Origin of the sequence: Methylocapsa acidiphila B2 (assembly GCF_000427445.1) — a bacterium.
GTDB lineage: Bacteria > Pseudomonadota > Alphaproteobacteria > Rhizobiales > Beijerinckiaceae > Methylocapsa > Methylocapsa acidiphila.
In genome coordinates this window covers 2163446-2177896 of sequence record NZ_KE386496.1, presented here as the reverse complement: position 1 = coordinate 2177896, position 14451 = coordinate 2163446, and the positions used below count along the sequence as shown (strand labels likewise).

At 63.0% G+C, this 14451-nt stretch carries 16 protein-coding genes; 5 read left to right on the top strand and 11 right to left on the bottom strand.

What is annotated here, in order from left to right; translation table 11 throughout:
• The first annotated feature begins 64 nt into the window (after positions 1–64).
• Complete coding sequence (locus tag METAC_RS0112650) at positions 65–550, top strand: cupin domain-containing protein (protein WP_026607317.1); 486 nt, start codon at positions 65–67, stop codon at positions 548–550.
• A gap of 87 nt (positions 551–637) precedes the next feature.
• Here the strand turns inward: METAC_RS0112650 and METAC_RS0112645 are convergent, their stop codons facing one another.
• The 6 genes from METAC_RS0112645 to coxB all read right to left on the bottom strand — a co-directional run bounded on the left by METAC_RS0112645 (position 638) and on the right by coxB (position 6340).
• Complete coding sequence (locus METAC_RS0112645) at positions 638–1501, bottom strand: cytochrome c oxidase subunit 3 (protein WP_026607316.1); 864 nt, start codon at positions 1499–1501, stop codon at positions 638–640.
• Between the two features lie 133 nt (positions 1502–1634).
• Positions 1635–2261, bottom strand: a complete 627-nt coding sequence (locus METAC_RS23495; RefSeq protein ID WP_036255560.1) for a cytochrome c oxidase assembly protein — start codon at positions 2259–2261, stop codon at positions 1635–1637.
• Between the two features lie 10 nt (positions 2262–2271).
• Positions 2272–2439: a hypothetical protein gene (locus tag METAC_RS26820; protein ID WP_198017212.1), complete on the bottom strand. Its 168-nt coding sequence runs from the start codon at positions 2437–2439 to the stop codon at positions 2272–2274.
• A 7-nt stretch (positions 2440–2446) separates the two neighbouring features.
• Positions 2447–3403 carry a heme o synthase gene (locus METAC_RS0112630; protein WP_026607315.1) on the bottom strand — a complete coding sequence of 319 codons (957 nt, stop codon included), beginning with the start codon at positions 3401–3403 and terminating at the stop codon, positions 2447–2449.
• Positions 3404–3745: 342 nt separating this feature from the next.
• On the bottom strand, positions 3746–5413 hold the full coding sequence (gene ctaD / locus METAC_RS0112620; protein ID WP_026607314.1) for a cytochrome c oxidase subunit I: 1668 nt from the start codon (positions 5411–5413) through the stop codon (positions 3746–3748).
• 36 nt (positions 5414–5449) lie between these two features.
• On the bottom strand, positions 5450–6340 hold the full coding sequence (coxB, locus tag METAC_RS0112615; protein WP_026607313.1) for a cytochrome c oxidase subunit II: 891 nt from the start codon (positions 6338–6340) through the stop codon (positions 5450–5452).
• Between the two features lie 815 nt (positions 6341–7155).
• Between coxB and METAC_RS0112605 the strand changes: the two genes are divergently transcribed.
• Positions 7156–7641 (top strand): invasion associated locus B family protein, encoded by a 486-nt coding sequence (locus METAC_RS0112605; RefSeq protein WP_156898321.1) that lies wholly within the window; start codon positions 7156–7158, stop codon positions 7639–7641.
• Positions 7642–7838: 197 nt separating this feature from the next.
• Here METAC_RS0112605 and METAC_RS0112600 read toward each other — a convergent pair whose 3' ends face one another.
• On the bottom strand, positions 7839–8831 hold the full coding sequence (locus METAC_RS0112600; RefSeq protein ID WP_084143616.1) for an N-formylglutamate amidohydrolase: 993 nt from the start codon (positions 8829–8831) through the stop codon (positions 7839–7841).
• Positions 8832–9063: 232 nt separating this feature from the next.
• Between METAC_RS0112600 and cpdR the strand changes: the two genes are divergently transcribed.
• A complete protein-coding gene (gene cpdR, locus METAC_RS0112595) occupies positions 9064–9462 on the top strand; it encodes a cell cycle two-component system response regulator CpdR (protein ID WP_051335553.1) in 399 nt (132 codons plus the stop codon).
• Positions 9463–9504: 42 nt separating this feature from the next.
• Here the strand turns inward: cpdR and METAC_RS23490 are convergent, their stop codons facing one another.
• Complete coding sequence (locus tag METAC_RS23490) at positions 9505–9885, bottom strand: carboxymuconolactone decarboxylase family protein (protein ID WP_051335843.1); 381 nt, start codon at positions 9883–9885, stop codon at positions 9505–9507.
• A 131-nt stretch (positions 9886–10016) separates the two neighbouring features.
• On the opposite strand from METAC_RS23490, the gene METAC_RS0112585 reads away from it, so the two are divergent.
• Entirely contained in the window at positions 10017–11213 is a 1197-nt protein-coding gene (locus METAC_RS0112585; RefSeq protein ID WP_026607308.1) for a lytic murein transglycosylase, read from the top strand.
• A gap of 19 nt (positions 11214–11232) precedes the next feature.
• Here METAC_RS0112585 and METAC_RS0112580 read toward each other — a convergent pair whose 3' ends face one another.
• From METAC_RS0112580 to METAC_RS0112570, 3 genes are read right to left on the bottom strand one after another with little or no spacing between them, the layout of a single operon-like run.
• Positions 11233–11841 carry a TPM domain-containing protein gene (locus METAC_RS0112580; protein WP_026607307.1) on the bottom strand — a complete coding sequence of 203 codons (609 nt, stop codon included), beginning with the start codon at positions 11839–11841 and terminating at the stop codon, positions 11233–11235.
• On the bottom strand, positions 11841–12755 hold the full coding sequence (locus METAC_RS0112575) for a TPM domain-containing protein (RefSeq protein WP_026607306.1): 915 nt from the start codon (positions 12753–12755) through the stop codon (positions 11841–11843). The genes METAC_RS0112580 and METAC_RS0112575 overlap by 1 nt, the downstream gene beginning before the upstream one ends.
• Before the next feature lie 38 nt (positions 12756–12793).
• Positions 12794–13393: a LemA family protein gene (locus METAC_RS0112570; RefSeq protein WP_026607305.1), complete on the bottom strand. Its 600-nt coding sequence runs from the start codon at positions 13391–13393 to the stop codon at positions 12794–12796.
• 266 nt (positions 13394–13659) lie between these two features.
• Between METAC_RS0112570 and METAC_RS0112565 the strand changes: the two genes are divergently transcribed.
• Positions 13660–14409 (top strand): DUF1223 domain-containing protein, encoded by a 750-nt coding sequence (locus tag METAC_RS0112565; protein ID WP_026607304.1) that lies wholly within the window; start codon positions 13660–13662, stop codon positions 14407–14409.
• Positions 14410–14451 lie beyond the last annotated feature (42 nt).

Here is a 14451-nt window from a genome sequence, read left to right as displayed (position 1 = left end):
GCGCCCGCGACCGGGCGCCGTTTAGAGCAAGCGAGGCGGCCTCTCGCGCAAGACAGGCGACATCATGACAGAGTCCGACGCTGAGATGACGAGTTTGCGCAAGGCGGGCGAAGCTTTCCGTTGGCAGGGAGTTGAGCATCGTCCCTATAAGGACGCCGACAGCGCGCCATTCAAGGCGATCTCGCGTCAGACCTTGTTTTCCGATCCTCGCCTTCTCGGCGAATTGCGCTATTTCGAGATTGCGCCCGGCGGATTCTCAACCCTGGAGCGGCATGAACATATGCACGCGGTCATGGTGCTGAGCGGACGAGGACATTGTCTCGTCGGCTCCGAGATCCATGCGTTGCAGCCACATGATCTGGTGACGATCGAGCCCTGGACCTGGCATCAGTTTCGCGCGGGCGAGGCGCCCCTCGGCTTTCTTTGCCTGGTCAACGCCATGCGGGACCGACCGCAATTGCCGAACGAAGAGGATATTGCGGCGCTGCGATCGAACGCTTCGGTGGCGGCGTTTCTGGACGGACGGGCAGGGAGCGCCGAAGAAGGTTGAGGCGGAGCCGGCAAGTCGACGCAGCAAAAAAGGCGGCGCATAGCGCCGCCCCAAAAGCTCGGAACATGCTCCGACTGATTCAGCGGATCAATGCTCGATCGCGGCCCCCCAGGAGCCCCACACGTAAATGCAGGTGAAGAGGAACAGCCAGACGACGTCGACGAAATGCCAGTACCAGGCGGCGAATTCGAAGCCGAGATGATGCGCCTTCGTCAATTGGCCGACCAAGGCGCGGCCCAAGTTCACGGCAAGGAAAATCGTCCCGACGATCACATGGAAGCCGTGAAAGCCGGTGGCCATGAAGAAGGTCGCGCCGAAGATGGAGCCTTTGAACGCGAAAGGCGCATGGGCGTATTCATAGGCCTGGACGCAGGTGAAAATACCGCCGAGAAGGATGGTCAGGGCCAGGCCCGCCTTGAGGCCGAAGCGATCGCCCTTGAGCAGCGCATGATGAGCCCAAGTGACGGTGACGCCCGAGGTCAACAGAATAATCGTGTTGATGAGCGGGAAATGCCACGGGTCGAGAACCTCGGTGCCCTTCGGCGGCCACATCCCGCCAGTGAATTCGGCGCGTGAATATTCGATCGCTTCGCCCGGAAAAAGGCTTGCGTCGAAAAAGGCCCAGAACCAGGCGACGAAGAACATGACTTCCGACATGATGAAAAGGATCATGCCGTAGCGAAGGCCGATCTGGACCACCGGGGTATGATAGCCGCCGGTGGTCGATTCCTTGATCACGTCGCGCCACCAGGAGGCGGCGACGGCGAGGAGGGCGGTGACGCCAAGCCCGAAAACCAAGCTTCCGGGAGCCGCGCCCCCGATGGTGATGTGCTTCATCCAAAGGATGGCTCCGATCGCCAGCACCAGAGCGGCGGCGGCGCCGGCGATCGGCCAGGGGCTCGGATCGACAAGGTGATAATCATGGTTCGGTTTCACGTGGGCGTCCGCCATAAAATTTGACCTTCTTCACTAAATGGCTCGTCGAGCCCGTCCCATCATAGCCGCCGAAAACGGCGCGACAAAATATGGCGGCGGACCGCGCCGCAAATCCACCCGAAGCCTTTGCCTCGGTTAAAATCGGCGGTCAAGGCGACCGATCGTCCCGCTTGCCGGTCGCGGGAGCGGCCGCGCCGTCCCTCGCGCCGAGGAGAGCGGCGGGTTTAACGCCAAAGAACGTGTAGGATAGGGTGATCGATTCGACTCCCGCCATGTTCGGATCCTGCTCGAGCGCGGGATCGAGGAAGAAGACGACGGGCAATTCGGCCGCCTCGTGCGGGCCAAGCTTTTGTTCGTCGAAACAGAAGCAGGAGATCTTGTCGAAATAGGCGCCGGCCGATTCCGGGCTCACATTATAGGCGGCGCGGGCCGAGACGGCCTGATCCGACAGATTCACCGCCTTGTAGAAAATGGTCGCGGTCTGCCCGGTCAAGAGCCTGATTTCCTGGGTCTCGGCCATGAATTTCCAGGCGAGGCCCGGCGCGACATTGGCGTCGAAACGGACTGTGAGCGCGCGTTGGCCATGGATTGCCGGCGCGGCCTTGGCGACTTGCGGCGTTCCGCCATAGCCGGTCGCGGCGCAAAAGGCGCGATAGATCGGGACCGCCGCGAAGGACAGCGCGAGCATAGCGAGGCTCGCCGCGCCCACGCTAAGAGCGATCAGGCGCTTTCCTCGCAGGCTCGACGCGCTGTCGCGGTTCCGGCTCTCGTTCATGCAACGCGCCTCAGACCGGGGGCTTCAGAACGCCGGGACCCAGCTTGGCGATCGTCACGACATAGAACAGGAGAACGAAAAATCCGACCGCGAGGCCGATCGCCACATTGCGCTGCCGCCGGCTCTTGAGCTGAGCCGGGGTCAAAACGACGCCGTCCGAATCTTGGTTTGTCGTCATCGCACCGTCACCATGGGAGGTTCAACAACGCGGCCTGCGCGACCGCGACAAGGCGCTCGCCGACGATTTCGGCGAAGAGAAGAAAAAGATAGAGGATCGAGAACAGGAAAAGCTGTTTGGCGCTGCGGTCCGCCTCGGCGCCGGTGCGGACGAGAAAAACCCGGGCCGCGAGAAAAAGCATCAGCGCGCCGAGGCTGATCGCCAAGACGCCATAGGTCAGAGATGCGAAGCCGAGCAGCCAGGGCGACAGGCCGAGCGGCGCAAGAAGGATCGAATAGAGAAGGATTTCGAGGCGGGTGCGGTCAGCGCCTTTCACATTCGGCATCATGGGGATGCCGGCGCGGCCATATTCATCCGCCTTGATCAGGGCGAGCGCCCAGAAATGCGGCGGCGTCCAAACGAAAATAATGGCGAAGAGGGCGAGGCTGGCGAGGCTGATCTCGCCAGTCGCGGCTGCATAGCCGACGATGGGCGGCAGAGCCCCCGCCGCGCCGCCGATCACGATATTCTGCGGCGTCGAGCGCTTGAGCCAGATGGTATAGACGACGGCGTAAAAGAAAATGGTGAAGGCGAGGAGGCCGGCGGCAAGCCAATTGGCGGCGATGCCCAAGGTGAGCACTGAAAAAAGGGCGAGGGTCAAGCCGAAGCCGAGCGCGTCCCCCTTGCTGATCTTGCCGGCTGGAATGGGCCGGTTGCGGGTGCGCCGCATCAGCGCGTCGATATCAGCGTCATACCACATGTTCAGGGCGCCGGAGGCTCCCGCGCCGACGGCGATCGCAAGAAGCGAAGCGAATCCGATGACGGGATGGACGTGCCGAGGCGCGATCAGCACGCCGGCCAGGGCCGTGAAAACGACAAGCGACATCACGCGCGGCTTGAGCAGGGCGAGGTAGTCGGAGGGACTCGCGCTCGAGACCGAAAGGCCGGTTCCGATCTCTTCGCCGTGATTGCTGACTAGGCTCATGTTCGCGCTGCTTTGGTGTTAAGGGGGCGCGTCGAGGCGCGCCGCCGATTTTCCTCATCCCGCTTTCGGGTCATTTCAGTCGCGCCCATGCGAATGTGCCCGCTCCGCAGCCTCCGTCGGTCCTGGATCGCGGGGCCGAGAGATCGGGAGCCGTGGCGGCGACTATCCGAATCGAACCGTTTGGCCGATCGGGATATGCGTCGAGCGAAGCGCCGACTTGAGGCGATCGATGCGGACCGGGACGGCGCGCATCGATCGGAATTGAGCGCGCCAAACGACCAGCGCTAAAAAAAGAGGCGGGCCGTCTTCGCCGAAGACAGCCCCTTCCGAACGCGGCGTCGCTCAGTGCTCCACGTCCTTGATCCGAGGCAATGTCTCGAACTGGTGGAACGGGGGCGGCGAGGACAGGGTCCATTCGAGCGTCGTCGCGCCCGGACCCCAGGGATTATTGCCGGCGAGCCGCTTCTTGGCGAAGCCGTCGTAGATCACATAGAAGAACAAAACGATGCCCAAGGCCGAGATATAGGCGCCGAAGGACGAGATCCGGTTCCACTGAGCGAAGGCGTCGGGATAATCGATATAGCGGCGCGGCATGCCGGCGAGGCCGAGGAAATGCTGCGGGAAGAAGGTCAGGTTGACGCCGATAAAGGTCATCCAGAACTGGGCCTTGGCCAGGGGCTCGCTATACAGATAGCCCGTCATCTTGGGATACCAGTAATAGAATCCGGCGAAGATGGCGAAGACCGCACCGATCGACAGCACGTAATGGAAATGCGCCACGACGTAATAGGTCTCATGCAGGGCGCGGTCGATGCCGGCGTTGGCGAGCACGACACCGGTCACGCCGCCGACGGTGAACACGAAGATGAATCCCGTGGCCCAAACCATCGGAGCGCGGAAGGTGATGGAGCCGCCCCACATTGTGGCGATCCAGGAGAAGATCTTCACGCCGGTCGGCACCGCGATCACCATGGTCGCGAAGACGAAATAGCGCTGCGTATCGAGCGACATGCCCACCGTGTACATGTGGTGCGCCCAAACCACCAGGCCGACGATTCCGATCGCGACCATGGCATAGGCCATGCCGAGATAGCCGAACACAGGCTTATGCGAGAAGGTCGAGACGATCTGGCTGATGATGCCGAAGGCCGGGAGGATTAGAATATAGACTTCCGGATGACCGAAGAACCAGAACAAATGCTGGAACAGGAGCGGGTCGCCGCCGCCCGACGGATCGAAGAAGGTCGTCCCGAAATTGCGGTCGGTCAGCAGCATGGTGATGGCGCCGGCGAGCACGGGCAGGGTCAGCACCAAAAGGAAGGCGGTCACGAGGATCGACCAGACGAACAGCGGCATCTTGTGCAAGGTCATGCCGGGCGCGCGCATGTTGAAGATCGTGGTGATGAAATTGATCGCGCCCAGGATCGAGGAGGCGCCGGCCAGATGGATGGCGAGGATGAGGAAATCCATCGCGGGGCCGGGGGAGCCGGTGTTCGATGAATAGGGCGGATAGAGAACCCAGCCGCCGCCGAAGCCCTTCAGTCCGGGCGCGCCTTCGACGAACAAGGAGATGACCGCGAGGGTGAAGGCGGCCGGCAGCAGCCAGAAGGAAATATTGTTCATCCGCGGGAAGGCCATGTCGGGCGCGCCGATCATGATCGGGACGAACCAATTGCCGAATCCGCCGATGAGCGCCGGCATGACCATGAAGAAGATCATGATGAGGCCATGCGCCGTGATGAACACGTTATAGAGATTTTTCGCGGCGAGAACGGCGACCTCGGGCGACACGCCGTCGATAATCTGGGCGAGATGATTGAAGACCTGGATGCCGGGCTCCTGCAACTCCATTCGCATGAAGACCGACATGATGGTGCCGACAAGGCCCGCGATCAGCGCGAAGACGATATAAAGCGTCCCGATGTCCTTGTGGTTCGTCGAAAAGAGATAGCGCCGCCATCCGGTGGGGTGGCCGTGCTCTTCATGATGTTCTGCTGTGGTCGTCGCCAACGGGACTCTCCTCGAATTCTGATTTGGCCGCCGCGCTTATCGGCGCTCGAGATCTTGACTGGCGTTCGCCGCGAGATTGACCGGAGCCGCGCCCGACGATGCGAATTTCTTGGCCGCCTCGGCGAGCCATGTCGCGTAATTTTCCTCGCTCACGACCCTCACGGCGATCGGCATATAGGCGTGATCCTGGCCGCACAGCTTGGAGCATTGGCCGTAATAAATGCCCTCGCGCTCGGCCTTGAACCAGGTCTCGTTCAGCCGGCCCGGAATCGCGTCGATGCGGATGCCGAAGGCGGGAACCGTGAAGGAATGAATGACGTCTGCGGCGGTCACCTGAATGCGCACGACCTTGCCGACCGGCACGACGGCTTCGTTGTCGACGGACAGGAGGCGAATATCGCCGGGCTTCAGGGAGTCCTCGGGCACCATGTAGGAATCGAACTCGAAGCCGCCGCCTTGATCCGCCGGATAATTATAGGTCCAGTACCATTGCTTGGCCGTGACCTTCACGGTCACGTCCGCCTGCGGCATGACGACCTGATGGGTGAGAAGGCGGAACGACGGAATGGCGATGACCACGAGGATCATGACCGGAACCACTGTCCAGATGACCTCGAGAGTGGAATTATGCGTCGTCCGTGACGGCGTCGGATTGGCTCGTTCGTTGAACCTGACGATGACATAGGCGAGCAGGCCCAGGACGAAGACGCTAATCCCGATGATGATAGGCAGCAGGACCCAATTATGGAAAAAATGCATCTCTTCGGCGATCGGCGTCACCGCTTCCTGAAGGCCGATCTGGCCGGGCTGGGGAATGCCGTCGGCCAAGGCCGCGCCGGCGCCGAGCGCCGCGAGCCAAAAACAAGTCGGGAGGATGCCCGCGCGAAGATCTCGGGCGCGTCGCGCGGTTAAGCTTAAAAATTTCATGAAACTCGGTGCTCCGCCTGCACGGCTGACGCGCCGCGCCTACCATTTCCCTCGACCCTCGTCTAGAGGCCGAGCCGCCCGTTCCAAATCACAAACCCGGTTGAAGTGCAATGCGGGAGGGCCGGCAAAACCTTGCGGCATAAAGGCGCGATTAAAGCGCAGTCATGGCGCCTTATTTCAACGCAGACAATGCGACTTTACGCGCCGCCAGCACTTTCGGCCCGACGGAAGACTTGGAATTGCTTGATCTTTCGAGCCGAATAGCTGGAGATCGGCCGAGGCCCAAGAAACTGTTTGAGAATGTTCGAGCTTTCAAAAGCCCTTATGGCAAGGAGATTCGCAGAGCCGTCTCGGACCAGGAAGGCGATAGCCTATGTGCTCCGCGCCTCTTTTGAGACGCCATCGCATAAGCCAATGGCGCCTCGGACCGGATGAGCGGAGGATTTCGATCGGTTTCTAGCCGGCCCAGAACGGAATCGACAGACGCTTGCGGTTCGCTTCGCCGACGACGGCAGGTTTTGAGAAAACAGGCCGCTCGGCCTCGCTTGCCGAGTGAGGGAGCCGTTTGCTATGCGTTCGGCGTCGAATTTCCTTGAGCCGCGCTCGAGGTTGAAACTTGCGGTAAGCTCGGGGACGATTCGCTGCTATATGCCGGGCGTTGGGCGCCGCCTTAGCGGTTCGCCGAAGAAAAATCGCTCAGGATCAAAAATCCCGAGCAAATTCGGAACGGTTCGGTCGAACTCGCAGATTTGACGTACGGAGGGCGCGTGACGCAGGCAGTCGGTTCTAGTTGCGAGAGGAGCCGGCGGCCGGCGCTGGGCCTCATCGCGGGGGCGAGTTTGCTTTTGGCGGCGGGCGCTGGGGCCTCCGCGCAGGGCGTGGTGAAGGAAAAGCACGGCGACTGGGAGGTGCGTTGCGAAACGCCGCCCGGCGCGGCTCGTGAGCAATGCGCTCTGCTGCAAAGCGTCGCCGCCGAGGACAAGCCGAACATCAATCTCGTCGTGATCGTTCTCAAGACCGCGGACGGCAAGAGCCGGCTGCTGCGCGTTATCGCGCCGCTCGGGGTGCTCTTGCCATCCGGTCTCGGCCTCAAGATCGACAACGCCGACGTCGGCCGCGCCGGCTTCGTGCGCTGCTTGCCGACCGGTTGCGTTGCGGAGGTCGTGATGGAAGAAAAGCTGATCGAGCAGATGAAAAAGGGCCAGAACGCCACTTTCATTATCTTCCAGACGCCCGAGGAAGGAATCGGCATACCTCTCGCCCTCGCCGGGTTCAAGGAAGGATTCGAGACTTTGCCTTGATCGGCCTGGAGCATGATCTTGCCGGATGGACTGGTCCGCGCCGGACTCGCTTAACGCGCATGGCATAAACCGATCCGGGTCAGATCCAATCCATCAGATCGCAAGATGCGCTTTTGGGGCCGCGGCCGCGCCCGGCCACGCGTTTTGGCGCGCGCCGTTGTGGCGTCAGGGCACAGACGACCAAGATAAATAAATTTCTATTCCGCCGCCGCCCGGTGCAGAGTCGGGAGAGCCAAGGTGATCGCCTTGAGTTTCGCCGCAACCTCGGTCAGCGCGGCGCTAATCTCGTCAAAGCGCGCCGCTTTCGTCACGGTTTGCTCGTCCATGTAAAGGGCGCGGCTGACCTCGATCTGCAAGGCGTGGCAATGCGAGAAGGGCGCGCCGTAATGTTCGGTGATGAAGCCCCCGGCATAGGGCTTGTTGCGCTGGACGCAGAAGCCGAGGCCGGTGAGTTCGGCTTCGACCGCCTCGACGAGGGCCGAAGCGCAGCTCGTTCCGTGCCGGTCTCCGACAACGAAATCAACCCTCCGCCTGCCGTCGGCCGTAGCGAAGCCTGGAGCCGACGGCGCCCCGGAGGCCGTGGCGGCGCCGGCATGGCTCGCGCCGGAGGGCATGGAATGGCAATCGACGAGCAGGGCGACGCCGAAATGGCGTTGCGCCCGAGCGAGAAGCTCGCCCAGGCGGGCATGATAGGGCTTGTAGAGCTTCTCGATCCGCCCGATCGCCTCAGCGACGGGCAATCGGGCCGCGTAAATTTCCTGCGCTTGGCTGGCGACGCGGGGGATTGTGCCGAGGCCGCCGGCGACGCGAAGGGACCGTGTGTTCGCGGCGAAGGGAAGCCGTCCGTCGAACATGCGCGGATCGAGTTCGTAAGGCTCGCGGTTGAGGTCGAGATAGGCGCGCGGAAAGCGCGCTCGGATCAGCGGAGCTCCGAGCGCGAGCGCGCCGGAGAATAAGGCGTCGACGAAAGCGTCTTCAGTGCGCCGAAGCGTCTCGTGTGCGAGCCGAGCGCAGTCGAGGAAGCGGCGCGGATAGACGTCGCCGGAATGTGGGGACGAAAAAACCAGCGGGCTCGTGAGCGCGGCGGGCTCGAGCACGTCGAACGGCGGATCGAGTTCCGGCTCGTGCGGTTCGCCCGGGTTCCGGGGCCAGCTTGCCTCCAACCGATTTGCCGGCGCGCGATCGACCATGTCCTCTCCCAGACGCCAGCTTGAAATCGCGAACGCTGTCACAAGTTTTTAATGTGGCAAGGACGAGGCGCGCTGTCCATCCCTATCGCGTCTTTTCCTTGGGGCTCGGATCGTTCAGCGCGGCAAAAATGCAACGCTTGGGGTCAAACATGTCGCGCCCGCGCGGCGGCGTCGGATTTTCACTGGATTTTTACCGGCGTCACTCTTTCATGAACGCGATCGCGAGGCGCCCATGACCAACATAAACATCCCTACTCATTCCAAGGCTCAGTTCGGCAAGATCCTTCTTGCCGAGGATGATAACGACATGCGCCGCTTTCTCGGCAAGGCGCTGCAGAACGCGGGGTTCGACGTCGCGTCCTTCGATAACGGACTCTCCGCCTATCACCGGCTGCGCGAGGAGCCCTTCGAACTGCTGCTGACCGACATCGTCATGCCGGAAATGGACGGAATCGAGCTGGCGCGGCGCGCCACCGAGCTCGACCCGGACATCAAGGTGATGTTCATCACCGGTTTCGCGGCGGTCGCCCTCAACCCTGACAATAATGCTCCGCCTCAGGCCAAGATCCTGTCGAAGCCTTTCCACCTCAAAGATCTCGTCAATGAGGTGCAGCGGCTGCTCAACGCCTAGAGTTGTAGGCGTTCGGCGGGGCTTGCGTTTCGCGGCGGCGCGTCAATGCGCCGAGCAGCAGCTTGGCGCGTCCGCGTCTTGTGGCGGGCCTTCCGCCCGCCCCTTATAGGCGTGATAGGCCTTCATCGCCCACATCTCGCCGACGCATCCGCCCATAACGCAGGCGACGGCGAGAATTTCGCCGATTTCCGCCTCGGTCGCGCCCAAGCGCACCGACCGATCCACGTAATATTTAACGCAAGGCTCGCAGCGGGCCGAAATCGCCCAAAGAGTCGCGGCCAAGGCCTTTTGCCGCGCTGGCAGGGCGCCGTCGGAAAATATCGCCGCTTCCCGCATCTGATCGATTTGTCGGGCGGCGCCATTGGTGACTCTGTCGAAATCGCCTTTCGAGGCGAGAGCTGGGTCGATTTCGGCAGGCCGCATGGCGATCGCCTCCATTCGCATCGGCGCGCACTGATATTCGTTAATTCGACATTTATTCCAAAGCCATTAAAAACGCACGATCGGAAAGAGCCGGTCCTCGGCTCTTGCTCAAGCCGTCTGGCCCTTGCCTCATGACACAATCTTGCGCAATGCGCCTGCGCGCGCTTCTGGCGGTCGCTTTCCTGGCGCCGTCGGCGGCCGCCTCGGCAGGTGATTTCCAGGCTTGCCTCGCCAGCATCCATGCGACGGCGCGAGCGGCTGGCGTCGACGAGGCCACTTTCGACAAAGCGACGCGCGGAATCGAGCCCAATCCGGAAATTCTCGACTTCGCCAAGGCGCAGCCCGAGTTCAAGACGCCGATCTGGGATTATCTCGCAGGTCTTGTCGACGAGGAGCGGGTGAATGACGGCCGCGCCATGATGCGGCGCTGGGATCAGGCGCTCGCCGCCGCGGAAAGCAGATTCGGCGTCGACAAAGCCACGATAACGGCAGTTTGGGGCGTCGAATCCGATTTTGGGCGCAGCTTTGGAACGCGGCCGGTCGTGCAATCTCTCGCAACGCTCTCCTGCGACGGAACGCGGCAGGCCTATTTCCGCTCCGAGCTGATCGCGGCCTTGAAGATCATTCAGCACGGCGACATCGATCCGGCGCAGTTCAACGGCTCCTGGGCCGGGGCCTTCGGGCATACCCAGTTCATGCCCTCGACGTTTTTGCGCACGGCCGTCGATCTCGACGGCGACGGCCGCAAGGATTTGATCAACTCGGTGCCCGACGCGCTCGGCTCGACCGCCGCTTATTTGCGCAAAGGCGGCTGGACCCCGGGCGTCGGCTGGGGCTTCGAGGTCAAGCTGCCGAGCAATTATGCGGGTCCCTCGGGGCGCACCCGCAAGGAGCCGATGGCGGCCTGGGCCGCGCGGGGCCTGACCAGAATTGACGGATCGCCGATCGGCTCGGGCCCCAATGCCGGTTTGCTCATCCCGGCCGGCGTCGGCGGCCCAGCCTTTCTGGTGACGCGGAACTTCGACGCCATCTATTCCTATAATGCGGCCGAATCCTACGCGCTTGCGATCGCGCTTCTGTCGGATCGGCTGCGCGGCGGGCGGGGTCTCGTGGCCGCCTGGCCGACCAATGATCCCGGCTTGTCCCGCGCCGAGCGGCGGGAGGTGCAGACGCTTCTCATGCGGCGCGGCTATGACCTCGACGGCAAGGCCGACGGCGTGATCGGAACCAAAACGAAGCAGGCGATCTCTGATTTTCAAGCCAAATCCGGCCTGACGCCGAACGGCCGCGCCAGCGCCTCGGTCCTCGCCGCCTTGCGGGGCCGTTGAAGCATGATTCGGCTGCGGCTCAGATCACAAAGAGCCGGTCCGGCAAATCGTCCCTTCTTTCGCCGGGCGGAAAATGGGCGGCGAGGACGGCGCCGCATTTCTCGACGGCGATCATGAAACCGTCGCCGATCCGACCTTCGCTCGCGCGATCGAGCAAAGCGTCCACCGCCTCCTGCCAAACCGAGGGATCGACCTTGTCCGCGATTCCATCGTCGGCGACGATGCGCACATAACGTTCGGCGAGCGAGACGAAGATCAGGACTCCGGCGCGATTCGCCTTACGGGCCATGCCGCGGATCATGAATTGCTCCATCGCGGCGCGATGCGCCTGGGCGCGGCGCACGCGGCGAGGGACGAGGAAATGGCGGAGCCGCGACGCCGAGGCGACGACAAAAAGCGCGGTGAATAGGAGCGCCTGCGCCACCAGGATTCGCTCGACGGAAAATTGGGTGAAGGCGACGAGGGCCCAGGGCGCGATCAGCGCCGCGAGCGCGGACCATGCGGTGGCGTAAGCAAGATAATCCGACGAAGAGCGCGCCAAAACGCAGACGATTTCGCCGGAGGTCTTTTCCTCCGCCGTCTGGATCGCGCCGCCCACGCGGCGTTGGTCTTCGATTGATAAAATCATCACCAGCTCCCTGATGCGCCGCCGCCGCCGGACGAACCGCCGCCGCCGGAAAAGCCGCCGCCCGAGGAGCCGCCGCCCCAATCGCCGCCGCCGCGTCCGCCCGAATTCATGAGAATCCAAAGCAGGAAGGAGAGAAAGTCGCCGATCGTGGAGCGCTGCTGCTGCGGAGGCGGCTCGCTCCAAGCATCGCTCCTCGCATCTCTAGGCGGCGTTCCCCAGCGCGATCGGCTGGGCGCGCCAAAATCCCCTTGGCGCCCGTCCCAGCGTGGGCCGCGCGCTCGATAGGCGCCGAGATTAGGAGAGCGAAACAAGAGAAAGACGATCAACGCGAAGAGAGCGAGCGCGATCCAGGGAGCTATTCTGTCCAATTGGGCGTCTTGCCGATCCACGCGAAGCTCGGGCCGCTTTTGCCATTCGGACGAATCGGTCGTGAGGACGGTGATGACGTCGTCGACGCCGCGCGCGATCCCGCCGCCATAATTGCCGGCTTTGAAGCGCGGCGCCATCGCGTTGGAGATAATGATCTTCGACAAGGCGTCGGTCAAAGTTCCTTCGAGACCGTAGCCGACCTCGATGCGGACGCGATGCTCTTTCGGCGCGACGAGGATCAGCGCGCCGTTGTTTTTCTTGGCCTCGCCGAGCTTCCAGGCGCGAAACAATGCGTTGGCGTAAGGCTCGATCTCGTCGCCCTCGAGGGAATTCACCGTTGCGACGACGAGCTGAATGCCGGACTTCGCCTCCAGCTCGGCGAGCTTGCCGTCGAGGGCGCTCCGCGTCGCCGCCGGAATGACCCCGGCCTGATCGACGACGCGGCCGCTGAGGGGCGGGAAATCATAGGCGAAAGCCAGGCCGACGGCGGCGAGGAACGCGACTGCGGCGGCGCATAAGGCGAGTGCGCGCCGGACCGGCCGCAAGCCGGCTCGCGCGGCCGGCTGAATTCGGGGCGTCGGCGTCAAAATTTCACTTGCGGCGGCGTCTGCGCGGCGTCGCTGGCCGCGAATTCGGCGAGCGGTTTGGTTCCGGCGAAGACGGTCTTGGCCCAAAGGAGCGTCGGGAACGTCCTGAGCGTCGTGTTGAAGACGCGAACTGCCTCGATATAGTCGCGCCGCGCGACGGCGATCCGATTTTCAGTGCCTTCGAGCTGCGATTGCAGGGCGAGGAAGTTCTGATTCGACTTCAGATCCGGATAATTCTCGCTGACCGCGAGGAGCCGGCCGAGAGCCCCCGACAATTGCGCTTGGGCGTCCTGGAATTGCTTGATCTTTTCCGGATCGGTCAGCTGCGACGCGTCGATCCTGACCGACGTCGCCTTGGCGCGCGCCTCGACCACAGACGTCAGCACGTCCTTCTCCTGCTTGGCGTAGCCCTGAACGGTCGCGACCAAGTTGGGGATGAGGTCCGCGCGTCGTTGATATTGATTCTGTACGTCGGACCATTTGGCCTTGGCCTCTTCCTCCAAGGTCGGAATCGTATTGTAGCCGCAGCCGCCGAGCCCGACCCCGAGCAGGGCGACAAGGATGAAGGCGCGCAGGCGCGGCCACGGGTTCGCCATGATCTTGGGCTGGGATGGATGAATCGAAAAGGTCATCGGGACGGGCCTCCGGCTCTCGGCGCTTCGACGCCAGAAGCATAGCGATATGGGCCTGTCGGCGCGATAGCTTTCTCGTTGATCGACGGATCCGCCGCGGCTATGCCGCGGCGCAAAAGGGTAAACTGGAATTGACTGGCGCGGCCACGACGTTTGTCTAACATCCGGCCGCGTCAAGAAAACAGGTCGGCGCTATCCTCTCAATCGGCTCACTCTTATCGGCGGCGGTCATGGCGTTTTTCAATCGCACCTATCTCGTGCTTTGCGCGCAAGCGGCGTCGGTTGTCATGGCCTGTTGCAGCCTCGCCGCCGATCCGCCGGGCTCGCCGACGCCGAGCTATGTCATCGAGCTGTTCACGAGCCAGGGCTGCTCGTCCTGCCCGCCGGCCGATCGCCTCCTCGCCGCGATCGCACGCCAGCCGCAAGTGGTCGCAGTGTCCTTTCCTGTGGATTATTGGGACTACATCGGTTGGAAGGACACATTGGCGCTGCCCGCGTCCTCGATCCGCCAAAAGGCCTATGCCGCGGCGCATGGCGACGGCCATGTCTATACGCCGCAGGTCGTGGTGGACGGGCTTGTCGGCGCGGTCGGAAGCGACCGTGACGAGATCGAGCGGGCGATCGAGGCGGCGCGGGACCGCGATGGCGCGATGTCCTTGCCCATGCGCCTCTCTCACGCGGATGGGCGCGTCCAGGTCGAGGTGTCGGAAGGCGGCGGCGGTCCCGCCGGGGTCTTCGCGCTGCGCGTCCTACGCGCGCGAACCGTGCGGATCGGACGTGGCGAAAACGCCGGGCGCAACGTCACATATGTCAATGTCGTGCGGGCCATCGACAAGCTCGGCGAATGGACCGGCTCGAACGCGACATTCGATATGCCAGACGCCCGCAGCGACGATGAAGGCTATGTCGTCCTGGTGCAGCGGGGCACTCTGGAGCAGCCGGGTGCCATTCTCGCCGCCGCGAAGACCGCCGGACTTTGAACTTCCTTGCGCTCCGAGGTTTGCTCGGCGCCGTTGAAGCCG

What these genes read in the sequence shown, in the direction of transcription:
- METAC_RS0112580 (WP_026607307.1), bottom strand. Translation starts at nt 11,841, where the DNA reads ATGATTTTATCAATCGAAGACCAACGCCGCGTGGGCGGCGCGATCCAG.
- METAC_RS0112645 (WP_026607316.1), bottom strand. Translation starts at nt 1,501, where the DNA reads ATGGCGGACGCCCACGTGAAACCGAACCATGATTATCACCTTGTCGAT.
- METAC_RS23495 (WP_036255560.1), bottom strand. Translation starts at nt 2,261, where the DNA reads ATGAACGAGAGCCGGAACCGCGACAGCGCGTCGAGCCTGCGAGGAAAG.
- cpdR (WP_051335553.1), top strand. Translation starts at nt 9,064, where the DNA reads ATGACCAACATAAACATCCCTACTCATTCCAAGGCTCAGTTCGGCAAG.
- METAC_RS0112650 (WP_026607317.1), top strand. Translation starts at nt 65, where the DNA reads ATGACAGAGTCCGACGCTGAGATGACGAGTTTGCGCAAGGCGGGCGAA.
- METAC_RS0112630 (WP_026607315.1), bottom strand. Translation starts at nt 3,403, where the DNA reads ATGAGCCTAGTCAGCAATCACGGCGAAGAGATCGGAACCGGCCTTTCG.
- METAC_RS0112600 (WP_084143616.1), bottom strand. Translation starts at nt 8,831, where the DNA reads ATGGTCGATCGCGCGCCGGCAAATCGGTTGGAGGCAAGCTGGCCCCGG.
- METAC_RS26820 (WP_198017212.1), bottom strand. Translation starts at nt 2,439, where the DNA reads ATGACGACAAACCAAGATTCGGACGGCGTCGTTTTGACCCCGGCTCAG.
- METAC_RS0112585 (WP_026607308.1), top strand. Translation starts at nt 10,017, where the DNA reads ATGACACAATCTTGCGCAATGCGCCTGCGCGCGCTTCTGGCGGTCGCT.
- METAC_RS0112565 (WP_026607304.1), top strand. Translation starts at nt 13,660, where the DNA reads ATGGCGTTTTTCAATCGCACCTATCTCGTGCTTTGCGCGCAAGCGGCG.
- coxB (WP_026607313.1), bottom strand. Translation starts at nt 6,340, where the DNA reads ATGAAATTTTTAAGCTTAACCGCGCGACGCGCCCGAGATCTTCGCGCG.
- METAC_RS23490 (WP_051335843.1), bottom strand. Translation starts at nt 9,885, where the DNA reads ATGCGGCCTGCCGAAATCGACCCAGCTCTCGCCTCGAAAGGCGATTTC.
- METAC_RS0112570 (WP_026607305.1), bottom strand. Translation starts at nt 13,393, where the DNA reads ATGGCGAACCCGTGGCCGCGCCTGCGCGCCTTCATCCTTGTCGCCCTG.